Here is a 14,977-nt window from a genome sequence, read left to right as displayed (position 1 = left end):
CTAAATTAATTTTGTTATAGATCATTCTTTCTTTAAGCATCAAATTAGTTAATTTTGATATAAAAAGCACAATTAAATGCTATTAAGGTAAATACAATTGTAAAAAATATTGATTTATAAGTGAATAAATTATTTTATAATAAAAGGTTAGAATGGGTAACCAATAGCTAAATTAAATACAATATCATTAAAACGAGTATCTTTAATAACCCATTGATCTCCCCTATCAGGAATATAAGGAACTCTTACCGGCACTGCAAAATCAAATCTTAAAACAAAGAATTGGACATCTAATCGAACACCAACCCCAGCACCCAATGCCATTTGATTTAGCATACTATCAATTTTAAAATCACCTCCAGGTCTATCGGGGTCTTCATTTGCCAACCAAACGTTACCAAAATCCATAAAAGCCGCTAATTTTAGATATTTATGAAGATCATATCTATATTCAATACTTCCTTCTATTTTAATATCTCCTCCTTGCTGACCGAAAGTACTTATATTTTTATCAGAATCTGAAGTTTGATCTGGATCTTCATTTGGAACTGGGTTACTTTCAGCATCTGGGTTATAGCTACCCGGTCCTACTGTTCTTGACCTAAAAGCTCTAATACTATTTGGCCCACCTACGAAATATTGTTGAATAAAAGGCAATGCCGTTGAATTACCCCATGGCTTACTATAACCAATGACCAATCTATTCGCTAACGAGCCTTTTTTTGATGTTCTGAAATAGAATCTAAAATCATTTGTAAAACGAACGTATTGTGAAAATGGATTACCAAAAATTTCATATTGTCCTGTTTCTGGATTTTTAGAAGCTCCAAATAACTCCATTGCACCATACCAAACATTACCCGATATAGCTACATCACCTTTATAATAAAAGCTTCCCCAATGAATACGTTTATCCCAAGTTGGAGCATACTCAAAAGTATAATCGCTACCTAATATAAATTGGTTTCTAAATGACTCTGATAGTGTTGGAAATGCTTCATCTATGGATAAATCTCCAGTTGATCCCGAAGCTTGATAACTTATAGAAACAGGATTTAACGTATGTTTTAAGTTTTCATTTGTTCTCCAATCAAAACCATAAGACGTATTGAAATAATTTAAAGTATATGAAGGGAAGAAATGATATCTTTTAAACCCAACTCCAAAATTTGTATAAGGAATATAAAAATCTCCACCGGGATGAACTTTAATTGGAGCAATAACTCTTGGTATTGATAATTTTGCATCGATACCATACCAAAATATAACATCTACACCATTATTTTTTCCACCAAATTGTTTCTGCACACCAGTATATCCGGTAATTGATAATTTTTCAGCTCCTCCAAAAGTATTTCTATTCTTCCATGTTACATCAAGTTCAGGACCTGTATAACCAGAAGACCATGTCGACATCGAAAGTTCAGTAGATAGTGCATGTAATGTAACCTGAGACATTTTTGCGTTCACATCTAATTTCCCAAGATATGGATCATCTGTATCTTTTGGTTCAAATTCCATATTTACAAACTTGAAAACTCCTAAACCAGAAAATTGTCTTAAACTAGCTTGATGTTTATACCTAGAATAAATATCCCCTGTCTTAATTTGTAATGTAGATTCTAATATTTTAGGTTTTAAATTGTTAGGATCTCCTTTATAGATCACAACAGAATCAAGCTGAATTGTTTCATGCTTATTTTTTGAAGCATTTAGGCCATCTAAATCAAAATCGGGTTGTAATGTAACAGTATCAACTACATATAACTTTTTCACCTTATCAGGCATATTCTTAAAATACGCCTTAACATTTATCGTTTTATCACCATTTGCACTGTCAAGATCAAACATCAAGTAATTAGAAGTGAAAAAATAAAACCCAGAATCTTTAAGAGTATTATTCAATCTTTTTCTTTCAGCTCTAAAATTATCTAGACTGTATCTCTCACCTTTTTTTAATAATGAATTTTCTTGAATAGATAAAACATGCTTGTTCAATGGTGTTTCTTCTTTCATATCCCAGATCACACTATCTAACAAATAAGGAGTATCTTTGACATTTACATAGTATGTCACTTCTGTTGTTCTAGCTTCTTTATTATGCTTCTGTTTGAAATTTACTTTTGCATCAAAATAACCATTATTATACAATTTATTTTGCATTAAATCAGCAACCTTTTGAGCTATAGGTTTTTCATAATAGACCGGATCTTTACCAAAAGCTTTATACATCCAATTTTTAAATCCCTTTTTACTTTTTGCATTCTTTGCTTTGTAATAAAACCAAGAACCCGAAACAGAATTGGGTGAAATAGTTTCTGAGATACCTTCTACTTCATACTTTAAATTCCCATCAATTTTAATTGAATCATTTACATATTTAAGATGAGAACCTCCATAAAAAGACTGTTCTTCTTCTAAATATTTTGTGACACTGCATCCAAATAAGAGCAGTGGTAATACTAAAATGAATAGATGTATAATTTTATTTTTCATTTTTAGCCAAAGTCTTGATTGAGAATTCATCCTCAGAACGAAGAAATAAGTTAAAAAAGTAATCTGAATTTGAAGATTGGTCTTCACTTGGTAAAGTAGATGATTTTTTTGTTCCTTCTACATCAGATTTAATTTGAGTTGAATCAGTATTTATTATTAATGAATCACTTTTGATTTTTATTGAGTCAGTTTCTTTATCTTCACTTGGAGCCATCATACCTGTCGACGCATTTGATGAATCTGAAGACTGCATCATGCCACCACTGGACCCTGCTCTTTTCATCATCCCCATCCTTTTTCGAATATCTTTTTTCTTATCTAAATTTCTGATGAACAGCTCCTTACCTTGATTATATTCTTTAGTAAACATAATGGAAACACCTGTCTTAAATACATCAGGCGTAAAATATTGGTCATCAATTGAACGAAATAATCTATTTTTTAATGTACCATCAGTTAATAAATTATATTCTAATAAAAAATCAGTATTAAAACTACTACTATTATTTTCATCTGCTTGATTACCACTAACTGCCATTTTACCACCTACTGAAACACTTAATCTCTCATTGAATAATGTCTTTTTCAGTGTAACACCTACATCAGTTCGGTTCGTTGTACTTGCTCCTTGATTTTGAGAATAGGTATCCAAATCAAAATTTACATCTACAAATCCATTCGTTAACCCATCTGTTACATTATTTAATTGTTGACTAATTATAGAACTCACAGATCCAGCAACCATATCGGAAGTACTATAACCTTCACTACCAGAATCATTAAGAAAAGTACCTAGTACTAAAAATGAAAATACTTGCTTGTTTAATTGAGATTCATCTTGATTTAAATAATCAACCGCTGTTTCTATTTGATCTCCACCTTGTGAACTACCAGGATATTCTAATTTAAAAGAAAGCTCTGGTTTGATCACATCTCCATTCATGTTCATATAAACAATAAACTTCCTTTTAGACTTGTATTTATTTGCCTGAGCAGGTTCAATTTGATTTGCAACTAAAGGATAAGGCGATGCAGAAGCTTCATAAATAGCCGTCATATCAGCTTGTGGATTATAAGGGTCACCCGTCCATAAAACAGAACTACCTTTTTCCAACTTTAACTTTTTATTCATCAACTGATAAAAAGTCATGGAATAATCTCCTTCAGTAATCACATATTGACCAGACATTACTATATCATCTCCAGAGTCCATTCTTAAATTTAAACTTCCACCTCCCACTAAGGTTAATGCATCTCCAGCTCTTGGGTCGATAATTACTTTAAATTTAGATTGCTCATCAATATTAATTGTTGCATTTAGCTCATAATTGTTTGTGGTAGAGATTACTTTGACAGTATCTTTTTCATCTACAAAATGAACGATGTCATTTCCTGTATCTACATCACCAACACCTCCATCTACATAGACATAAGTCATATCAGTGCCACGACTAATCCTAATATCTGACTTGATCATCAAGTGACTTAAAGGCCCAGTAACTTTTGTAACATTACCGATGATTAATTTACCATAATATTCTTCATTATCTTTCTCTGTTGAATTGACTATTGTAATATCATCTGCAGAAAATTTTAGATTGAAATTATAATTTAAATAATCTTTTGTCTCTATATCTCCACTTAATGCAGCAAGTCTGTTTTCTTTATCTTTAAATCCTATATTTAAAAAATGAATACCATGATTATCAAAACGTATTTTACCTTTCGTTCCAGTTAAATGAACATTAAGCATATTTACTTTAAAAGCTGGAGATTCAAGTAATACTTCTCCATCTACTTTTATTGGAGCGGAACCTAGACCTTGAAAATCTATATGTCCACCAAATGAACCAGATAATTCAGTAGCATAATCTTTTGAAAAAACTTCAAAAGGCTCCAGTAGTAAATTATTTATAGATAGTTTTAAGTCCAAAGGAGCTATACTATCACTAACATCATAAGTACTATTCGATATTATTTTGCCGATTTTCCCTTCAATTTTAGTTTCGTTTTTATAAGTATGAATATCTTCTGTATTTGAAGATTTACTTGTAATATCTGCTAAAATAGTATTGAAGAAGCCAAAATTGTCTACTGAAAGATCTGCTGACAATTTACCTCCTTCACGAATATCACCTACTTTAACTAAAGCATTTATTTCACCATTGACAATACTAGTATCCGTCTTGACATTATAAGTTGTCGAATCCAGTGAGAATTTATTAATCTGAAGGGTAATTAAAGTATCAGCTTCTTGTTGATTAATTAGAGTTTCTATTTTAAAAGCTTGTTCGTCTTTTTCAACAAAAAGGTTATGTATTTCTGGAAGTCCACCATTTAAAAGAACATAATTTTCTTTGTCTACAGACCACTTTTCTTTATTTACAATAATATAATCATCAAATTTCAAATTGTATGTAATTGAATCTAGATCTACTCTTCCACCTACATACAACCATATATCTTTTTTAGCTACATCAAAACCTTCTGTTTTAAAGTTTAAATGATTATCAGAAGCATCTCCTAATAATGACCAATAATGTAGTGAATAGTCTTCATAACCAATAACATGAAATTGATTAAAACCTATATCATATTTTAATTTCTCACTATTTGCATGAAGGTCAACAAAAATTGTATCAAAGTCATAATTTTGGTAAGTGATTTTAGGTATTAAAAGATCAAAATCAAAGGTATTTGTTGACGCATCAAATTTGAAATCACATTCTTCAAATTTTAAACTATCTAACCCAGGTATCGTTCCATCTAATAGCTTATCTGTTTTTTTGATTTTTAAATAACCATCCAATACACCTGATGATGGTGGTCTTTGTCCAATCATTTCTCGTGAAGAGAAAAATTGAGAAAAATAACTTTCAAGCAAATTTGAGATACTATCAAGCGTAACATCAGATTTGACACGACCCTCTAATGCTTCTGTATCAAGATTTACAAAGAAGTGACTACTATCTAATTCAACATGTGATTTAAAAAACTTGATATCATGTCTTTCTCTATCTTTTAGAAAGTATATATTTTCTAAATCAAGTGTAGAATTTAAATCAATTAAATCAAAACCTGTAGTATTAGAAGTAATATCAAGTCCAAAAGAAAGAGTATCTTCATAGATATTAAGTTTGTACAAATCTATGTTTTTGACATTTCCATTTAATGTAGCTGTTGGTATTTTCTTATTCATATTAACTGAACCAGCTAAATTAAACTTTAACCCTTTTTTATCAGCAGATGCTTTCCAAATTACAGATTTACGATCTAATTCTGCATACATTTTAATTCCTGTATAATCGTACTTTTGATATTCACCTTTAGTCAATTCAAATTCTAGAACTGCTTGTAAATCTTTTTCTATATCTAAGCCACTTCCTTGAAATGTAAGATTTGTACTTACTCTTCCAATTGTAGAATCTTTTAGAATTTGTCCAACTTCTAGATCTTTTGTTTGAAGAGCCAATGCATAATTATTCTGATTATGCATTTCAAAAGTTAGAGCTAAGCTTCCTTCTTTAGAAAAGTTTAATGCAGTGGAAGCATAGGTATTATTTAAATCACCATGTGCTTTCACATGTCCTTTGATTGTTTGGGGAATATCGTATGTATTAGTAATAGAAGAATCTAAAAGTAAATAGGCTAATTTATTAGTTGAAAAATCAATCGAATCTAAATTGACATCATAGACAATAGAATCTATTTCCATTATATTACTAACAGATAAATCGAACTCTGATTTAAATCCAATATCTGAAGATAATGTACTATTGCTTAGATGCATTTCTGTCAAGTCTCCAATAAGAGAAGTTGACATTTCAACATTATAATCTAAAAAAGGTCCAATCAGTGTATCGCTTTCAAGCTCTGGAGCAAACAATAGAATATCTTTCAATGCTAGATGAGCCTTTCCTAATTTATCATCAATTGTAATTTTTGAAGGATAATCACCCATTTGATACAGATTGGGATACTTTAGGTAAAGATCATTTTTAATAAAACTATTATTTACTTCAAGCAATAAATTATTGATAGACATTTCATTTGGTTTAACTGTAATATCAGTCTTCAAATGATGTAAATCAATACCATTTTTTTCTTTAAAGTTAAATTTATCAATAGAAACCAACATCTCATTATCATTGACAACAATGTCTTCAAATATTGTATTTATGTTAGAAAAGAGTACATGATTTTGATCTATTCCTTTTTCCATTCTTGGAAATAAGTTATCATTATATTCTATCTCAAAGTTTTTGAAATCTAAGTGTTTAGTTGTTACATCCCATCCAATATCTAAAGTAGTTAGTGTTTCAAGTGTTGGTTTTTTATAAGGTTTAATATTAGCAGTATCAGAAGTAAAGGAATATTCGAATTTACTTTTATCAAAAGAAATAAAATCATTACTAATCAATGATTCACCGAGATCTATATGATTTTTTCTTATTTCAAACAGGCCTAACCCAGCATACAATTTTTGTTTGATAGATCTATCATTATACTCAAAATAAGAATTTTTAATGATACCTTTTGTTAGGTAAAGTTGAAATTTGGCCTTCTCTTCATCCACTACTTTCTTTAAAGTATCCACCTTCAAAATATGAGTACCATATTGTTCATACCTCACATTTGAATTTTCGACCTCAATTGAATTAACAGTATAAATATTTTTATTTAAATCAATTGACGGGACATCTGTACGGATATAATCAGCAGTGATATATATATTATGATTATGTACACTATCACCTAAAAAAACTTTTGATTTAGAGATATGAACATCATTAAATACTAATAATGGTTTTTCTTTATTAGTTGTATCTTTTTCAATTTTTTTTGTAGAATCAGCAGCAAATGCATCAACAAAGTATTCAAAATTGTATCGGCCCTCTTTATTAAGTTGTAGTCTCGCGTCTAGACCATTAATGTAAACTTGATCTAAAATAATATTTTTAAGGGATAGTGTTTCTATATCAACATCTACTAAAATTTCTTCAGTTGTCAATAAATGATCACCTAAAGGTGTTTTAATATCAACATTTTCAATACTTAAAGATTTAGGGAATTTCAGTGAAATATAGCCAATACTTACTTCGCTATTTGTCTTCTGACTGAGATAAGTTGTAACTTCTGATATTACTAAATTTTGTATATAAGGAACTCTTAATATCCCATATACAAATGAAAAAAGTAAGATGAATAAAAATAGAATACCAAAAAATATTCGCTTGAAAGGTACTTTCATTATCGAATAAAGAGGAAAATGTGATATGCTTAGTTAAATTGAAATATAAAATTACCTAATATTTACCATGTCACACAATTTATAGTTAGTAAAATCAGCTACAATTATAAAAAAGAATATAATTTCAATAAAAATTTATGTTGTAAGCCAGTTTCTATACCTTTCAGAGATCACAATTTTCATCAAGTCAAAATTTTCTTGATTATCTTTTACATGAAACATTGAATCTAAATTATGAGATAGTGTGGATTTATAATCTTCCAAGTACTGTCCACTCACATAATATTGTCTTACGAAAGGTTTTAATATTTCTTTGAACAATGAATAATCAATTATTCCATCTAGAGATTCCGCTAAAATAATTGGAGAGATTTCGTTGTTCACAAAATGAATAATTTGAGAGCCATATTCGTCTTCATAGTCATCACTGTAAAAATCATTTTTAATGACCCACCCCATAAAGATACCCATATGTAAATAGGCTTGATCTAGAGATACTTCATCAGGGAACGATGCACCAAAATAATTTCTAACATTATCTACTATATTGCTATTTGTCATTTCTTCTTGTAGCATAAAAAGTCAGTTTCATCTGATAATATAAATATAAAAAGCAAAAATTACTTAACTATTTAAGATAAATCTACACTAAAATGCAAAGTAGTTTTTAATTTCACTAAATTAGATTAATTTTTAAATGTACTTTCTTAAAAGTATACAATTTTTTTTATACCTTTTTTTGCAATTATGCGTCAAAAACTTAGTTACTCTTTTTATTGTTTTTTATTCTTACTGTTCTTTTTGAGTTTTTCAATATCTAATGCTCAAACTGCAACTTTAAGGGGCGTTTTGATAGATTCTGTTGGAAAACCGATTCCTTCAGCATTTGTTCAAGAAGGAAAGAATAAGCAAAATTTTTATGTGACAAATCAAAAAGGTGGATATATTCTTACACTCCCTGCAGATTCATTAGTTACAATATTTTTTTCACACCCTAATTTTTCTCCAAGAGCATTTGAATTAAAACTAAATGAAAATGAAATTAGAACTTTAGATGCTCGACTTTTCAAACAAATTTATCAGTTAGAAGAAGTTGAAATTTCAGATTCTAAAGAAAATGAACTTAGAGATAAACCAAGTACTGTTTTTGTTGAAGGAGAAGATTTAAGAGAAATCCCTGTTGGGTATGGAGAATTTACACAACAATTAGTCGCAAGTGGTGCTTTGGGTATAGCATCTAACAATGAATTATCATCGGATTATTCTGTCAGAGGTGGAAGTTTTGATGAGAATCTTGTTTACGTAAATAACATTGAAATATATCGACCTTTTATTGCAAGAGCTGGCCAACAAGAAGGTTTAAGTTTTGTTAATACAAATATGGTCGATAATATAGAGTTCTCTTCTGGAGGTTGGGAAGCAAAATATGGAGACAAATTATCCTCTTCTCTTAATATACAATATAAAAGGCCACTTGATTATGGTGGAACTTTGGAAGCTTCCTTATTAGGAGGTTCACTTACTCTAGAAGGAGCTTCGAAAAATAAAAAACATTCTGCTATTGTTGGAGCTAGATATAAATCTACGGAATACCTTTTAAATACGTTACAAACGGAAGGTGAATACAAACCTAAATTTGCTGATGTTCAAACTTATCTTAGTTTTGATATTTCTGGTAAAGAAAAATATGGAAAAACATTTTTAGAAGCTATACTCTCCTATGGTGCCAATCGATATAGTGTTTATCCAACGACCCGTAGTACTAATTTCCAAACAGGTGAAGGGATAAATAATTTAACAATTGCTTTTGAAGGTAAAGAGCAATTAGATTATGATACATTTCAAGGTGGTTTAAAATTAATTCATAATTTCAACGAAAAATTCACTTCAAACCTTATTACTTCGGCTATGTTAACTCAAGAAAGAGAGCGTTCTAATCTTGAAAGTGGATATAGAATCAGTGATATTGAAGATGCTAATAGTGGTATCAATAGTGGTGTAAATTATAAAGGTTTAGGAGGTGAATATCAATATTCTAGAAATACTTTAAAGGGAAATGTCTTTATTGCAGAGAATAGAAATGAATATAAACATAACGATCTATTTCTTACAGAATTTGGCATTCAATTTAAGTACGAAGATATAGAGGATAATTTGAATGAATACCAACTAAGAGATTCAGCTGATTATGTTATTGCTGTTGATGATCAATTAAAAGCTATTAATCACATTACTTCTCAAAGATATTCAGCATATGCTCAAAGTACATACATGTCTGCAAATGATCAGCATAGAATTTCACTTGGTGTAAGAGGAACGTATTGGACAATTAATAATGAAGTTAATATCAGTCCTAGACTTCAATATGCTTTTAAACCTGAATGGGAAAGAGACGTGATATTTTCTTTTGCTTCAGGAGTTTATTATCAACCTCCCTTCTATCGTGAAATGAGACGTCCTGATGGAACACTTAATTTCGATCTTAAGGCACAAGGATCACTTCATTTCATTGGTGGAATAGATTATAATTTTGAAAGTTGGGGTCGTCCATTTAAGTTAATTTCAGAAGTATATTATAAAAAGATGTGGAACATTGTCCCATACGATGTTGACAATGTTAGAATAAGATATTCTGGTGAAAATCAAGCAGAAGCTTATGCAACAGGTATTGACGCAAGACTATCAGGTGAATTCATTCCAGGTACTCAATCATGGGTTTCTCTTAGTGTAATGAGCACAAAAGAAAAAGTAGAAGGAGACCCAAGAGGTTGGATTAGAAGACCTACAGATCAGAGGGTGACATTTGCGATGTTTTTCCAAGATCATTTACCCAATAATCCAACAATGAGAATGAATTTAAGATTTTTATACGGTTCAGGTTTGCCTTTTGGACCTCCAAACAATCCAGAATTACGTAACGCATTCAGCGGAGGAAATGATTATATGCGTTTAGATGTAGGTTTATTAAAAATAATACCTCTGAATAAACATGCTTCTAATCCAAACGAAGAGTTTCTTAAAAATTTATCTATTGGATTAGAGATACTTAATGTACTAGGTAACAACAATGTTATTTCATATACATGGGTACAAACATTTGACGGAACACAATATGCAGTTCCGAATACTTTGTCTCAAAGGTTTTTCAATGTGAAAATGATTTTGCACCTATAAACAATGTTTGTAACTTTAGTTAGAAAATAAATTAAACGATATATGCAAGGTAATGATTTAGCACGCCCAAAGGCAGGAAGATTTTGTCGATCAGAAATTGCTTTTTTGGGCACTTCTTCAAGTAAAATAAAAGAACTAATTTTTAGGCTTACTGAAAGTTTATCTAAAAATTGGAACATTGGCTACATTGATTGTGATCATCAGATTTCTGAATTGGAAAAAGAATTAGGCACTGATTCTCAGACTTCTTTATCGCATAAATCTAGAGTTGAAATTATAGATAAAATCACTTTTTCAAGAATAGATTATAAGAAAGCTTTGAGTGTAAACGATAGACATATTGCTCTCAACGATGTAGACGTAGCTTTTATCAATGGAAATCATTTCAAAGCATCTAAACAAATTCTGATAATTGATAAAGAAAATACTGCTAAACTTAGTCGTAAAATCAATCGATTAAGCAATGTACTTTGTATTATTTATGAAGAAGGTACTACAGAAGCTGATATTCCAGAAATTCTGCATGAACGTATCCATAATATTCTTCAGAAACCATCTTTCACAAGTGATAAATTACATCATATTTGTCAGTTTATTGAAAATAAATTACGAGCTGATGTGGGTAAAGTAAATGGATTATTACTTGCAGGAGGTCGCAGTAAAAGAATGGGTGGAAAGGACAAAGCTAAAATCAATTATCATGGAAGGGAGCAACGTTTCCATATGAAAGAAATTTTACAGAAGTACACAAATGCGTCATATATGTCATGTAGGCCTGATCAATTAAATTCTTTTTCTGATCAATTAAATCTATTACCTGACACATTTTTAGATTTAGGTCCATTTGGAGCTTTGCTCACTGCCTTTAGACATAATCCAAACGCTGCATGGATTACTGTAGCTGTTGATTTACCTTTTGTAGATGACAGAACAATAATGCATTTGATTGAACAACGTGATCCAACTAAGGTTGCCACTTTATATAAATCATCAAATACAGGAGATCCTCAGCCATTACTTGGAATTTGGGAACCTAGAGCGTATCTTCTATTATTAAATTCTTTAGCCTTTGGAAAAAATAGTTTAAGAGAAGTGCTAGAAGATGCTAATATCAAGCTAATAAAACCTTTATCTGATCAAACTTTAAGTGAAGTTGACACTATGGATGAATTAGATATTGCAATAAAACAGCTCAGTCAAGAAAATTCGATTTAATTTTTAACTGAGATTGTTTAGATTTGTATTAAAATTAATTGAAAGAAGTCTTGAATAAAGTAAGATTAGAAATTTTAGGGCTATCAGCTAGCCACACCTCCCATGGTTCTTTTGCCTTAGTGCTGGGAGAGAAACACGGAAATAGAAGATTACCAATCATCATTGGTATGTTTGAAGCTCAAGCTATTGCTCTAGAAATTGAGAAAATATCTTCAAACCGACCTATGACCCATGACTTATTTAAAAACTTTGCATTAAAATTAGGTGCTTCAATAAATCACATTCAGATTTCAAATTTGAAAGAAGGTGTTTTTTATGCTGATATTCATATCATTACTGCAGAAGGAGAAGAAATTGTTTTAGATTCAAGACCATCTGACGCCGTAGCAATTGGTATTCGTTTTAATGCTCCTATCTATGTTTATGAAAACATAATGGGTGAAGCTGGTATTCAAGTCGAAGAATTAGAACAAGATGAAGTTGATCATGTTGATGACGAAATGGAAGAAGATGATGAACTTGAAATTGAAGACTTCGAAGGAATTGAAGAAGACGAAGAAGAAACAAGCGTGGTTCCTTCAGAAAGTGACCTGAGTACAGTTTCTTTAGATAAATTAAATACCATGCTGCAAAAAGCTCTCGATGATGAAGATTATATGAAAGCAGCAGAATTAAGGGATGAAATTACAAAACGTCAATAAACAAAAAAGTAGATGAGTTAAACAGACTCATCTACTTTTTTTTCTTCTACAACTACTGTAGTTGTATCATTATCTATATCCTCCCCTAAATCTTCCTCAGAAAACTCTTTTGGTGAAGGCAAGTCTCTTAAAGTAGTAATTCCAAAATACTCTAAGAACTGATCAGTTGTACCATATAGCATAGGTCTACCTATCGCATCAGATTTACCTTTCATTTGTATCAAACCTCTATTCAATAGCTTTTTCATTGCATAATCACTCCCTACACCTCTAATCTTTTCAATTTCACCTTTTGTAATAGGTTGTTTATATGCAATTATGGAAAGTGTCTCTAAAGCTGAACGTGAGAGCCTTTTTTTAGACCTGTTCTTTAAAAGAGTATTGACTACTTCACTTTGCTCTTTTTTTGTAAAAAAACTATACCCTTCTCCACTTTTAATAATTTCAAATGAATAGTCTTTACGTTTATATTTTTTTATTAAGCGTTGAATACCTTCATCTACTAACTCTCTTTCAATTTCAAAATCTTCAAAAGACTCATTTAATGTCTGTTGAATTTCATCAGTTGAAACAGGCTCGTTAGCTACGAAAATAATTGCTTCGATAGATATATCTAATTTCTCCATAAAAAACATGACACTTGGTATTTCCAAGTGCCATAAAAATAAATTATTTTTTTAAACTAACTTCTTTTCAATTTAGCTTCGATAGAATGTTGTGTATGTGGCACAGCACGCAAGCGTTCTTTTGAAATTAAGTTTCCAGTGTCCACACATACTCCGTAAGTACCATTTTTGATTCTTACCAATGCTTTTTCTAGTTGGGTTCTGTACTTTACAGTTCTAGCAGCTAACTGATTTAATTGCTCTTTCTCAAAAGCATCAGCTCCATCTTCTAGAGTTTTCCCACCTGTGTGATTAGAATCTTGACCACTTGTATCTTTAGTTATAGAATGTTTTAGATGATCAAGCTCCTTATTTGTTCTCTCTAGCTTCTTATTTAAAAGAATTTCAAACTCTTTTAAATCTTCAGCAGAATAGCGTATTTTTTCAACTGCCATATCTAAAAAACGGTTAAGGTAATATGATAAAACAAAGTTAATGAATATAAATCTAAAAAAATCGTACCATAAGGTAATTCAATAAAAAATAACTCAAAAAATAGATTTAAACTCATTATTATTGTGTAAATATAGACTATAATTATTAAAACAAGTTCGATTTCATGAAAGGAAATATTGGAAAATACATAGAATTGAATTTTTGGCCTAAAATTCCAAAATCAAAAAATAAGACAAATTTGAATAATTATGGTTATGTATTAAATCCTCAGGAAGAAGTTTCTTTCTCTCATAAGTTAAGTTCTTTTTTTAAACAAAATGATATTACAAGAAAAGGAATCTTGGCTTTAAACATTATTGCAATTGTTAAAAGTTGGTCATTCCTACCTTTGATACTTGTTGGCTCAGCAGCATATCTATACTTCCAAGCTAAACGCATTAAATCTGCACCTGCTTTAATTTACAATGGAATTAAAGGTAATAATGTGCAACATGTAAATACACAACCAAAAACTAATGTCAGAGAATTTAACTATGACCCCTCAACAATCAATATAAATGACCTTCAAATAGGATTTTTAATTGATTACAATCTAATGACCTATCAGGTAGTTGAGCATTATCAATTAACTTCTACTAGTCATGAAGAAGAAGAAAAGTTGGTTTTACTTTCTGGGATCAATGAAGTCGTAATTTTTAAAAATTTCAATACACCTAACCTAAAAATTAGGGTACTCCAAAAAGTAAATGTATATAGTATAAGTGAAAATCTTGATACTGAAATATTACTGAAACAAAAGCCTAACCCTATCCTTACCTTTAAGGGGAAAAAGTTTTACAGAGATGAGAATTTGATTGGTTCTATTTATTCTTTTAATGAAAAGAAATCATTGGGAAGATATGCAAAATGGGATTATTTTGATGAATCAAGAGAAGAGTATTTGTGTATCGAACAGATGGGTAGTAAAACTTTTGGCGGTTATTATGGTAAAATTGTTCATGAAACATCATTTTCTGACATTTTACCTAAAAAATGAGTGTTAAAAAAAGTTACCTAAGTTTAAGGTACTTCAACCACGA

General features: G+C 30.2%; 9 protein-coding genes. 4 read left to right on the top strand and 5 right to left on the bottom strand.

Annotated features, from left to right (window positions below):
* Positions 1-147 precede the first annotated feature (147 nt).
* The 3 genes from tamL to ACXAHM_RS08025 all read right to left on the bottom strand — a co-directional run bounded on the left by tamL (position 148) and on the right by ACXAHM_RS08025 (position 8,323).
* Entirely contained in the window at positions 148-2,496 is a 2,349-nt protein-coding gene (gene tamL / locus ACXAHM_RS08035; protein WP_474959904.1) for a translocation and assembly module lipoprotein TamL, read from the bottom strand.
* Positions 2,486-7,747, bottom strand: a complete 5,262-nt coding sequence (locus ACXAHM_RS08030) for a translocation/assembly module TamB domain-containing protein (RefSeq protein WP_474959903.1) — start codon at positions 7,745-7,747, stop codon at positions 2,486-2,488. Before ACXAHM_RS08030 ends, tamL begins: the two co-directional genes overlap by 11 nt.
* Before the next feature lie 135 nt (positions 7,748-7,882).
* Entirely contained in the window at positions 7,883-8,323 is a 441-nt protein-coding gene (locus ACXAHM_RS08025) for a DUF7832 domain-containing protein (RefSeq protein ID WP_474959902.1), read from the bottom strand.
* A gap of 225 nt (positions 8,324-8,548) precedes the next feature.
* Between ACXAHM_RS08025 and ACXAHM_RS08020 the strand changes: the two genes are divergently transcribed.
* The 3 genes from ACXAHM_RS08020 to ACXAHM_RS08010 are packed head-to-tail and all read left to right on the top strand — an operon-like array spanning position 8,549 to position 12,837.
* Complete coding sequence (locus ACXAHM_RS08020) at positions 8,549-10,921, top strand: TonB-dependent receptor (protein WP_474959901.1); 2,373 nt, start codon at positions 8,549-8,551, stop codon at positions 10,919-10,921.
* Positions 10,922-10,963: 42 nt separating this feature from the next.
* Positions 10,964-12,136 (top strand): NTP transferase domain-containing protein, encoded by a 1,173-nt coding sequence (locus tag ACXAHM_RS08015; RefSeq protein ID WP_474959900.1) that lies wholly within the window; start codon positions 10,964-10,966, stop codon positions 12,134-12,136.
* 50 nt (positions 12,137-12,186) lie between these two features.
* On the top strand, positions 12,187-12,837 hold the full coding sequence (locus ACXAHM_RS08010; protein WP_474959899.1) for a bifunctional nuclease family protein: 651 nt from the start codon (positions 12,187-12,189) through the stop codon (positions 12,835-12,837).
* Positions 12,838-12,854: 17 nt separating this feature from the next.
* Here ACXAHM_RS08010 and scpB read toward each other — a convergent pair whose 3' ends face one another.
* The gene (scpB, locus tag ACXAHM_RS08005; RefSeq protein ID WP_474959898.1) at positions 12,855-13,463 is read right to left on the bottom strand and encodes an SMC-Scp complex subunit ScpB; all 609 of its coding nucleotides are present in this window, start codon (positions 13,461-13,463) and stop codon (positions 12,855-12,857) included.
* Between the two features lie 56 nt (positions 13,464-13,519).
* Entirely contained in the window at positions 13,520-13,897 is a 378-nt protein-coding gene (locus ACXAHM_RS08000; RefSeq protein ID WP_474959897.1) for a TraR/DksA family transcriptional regulator, read from the bottom strand.
* A gap of 164 nt (positions 13,898-14,061) precedes the next feature.
* On the opposite strand from ACXAHM_RS08000, the gene ACXAHM_RS07995 reads away from it, so the two are divergent.
* Positions 14,062-14,934: a DUF4178 domain-containing protein gene (locus tag ACXAHM_RS07995; protein ID WP_474959896.1), complete on the top strand. Its 873-nt coding sequence runs from the start codon at positions 14,062-14,064 to the stop codon at positions 14,932-14,934.
* The last annotated feature ends 43 nt before the right edge of the window (positions 14,935-14,977 follow it).

This window comes from Flammeovirga sp. AWQ4_249, assembly GCF_056161045.1.
Note: the sequence above shows the minus strand (reverse complement) of the source record. Positions and strands in the feature narration are given on the sequence as shown.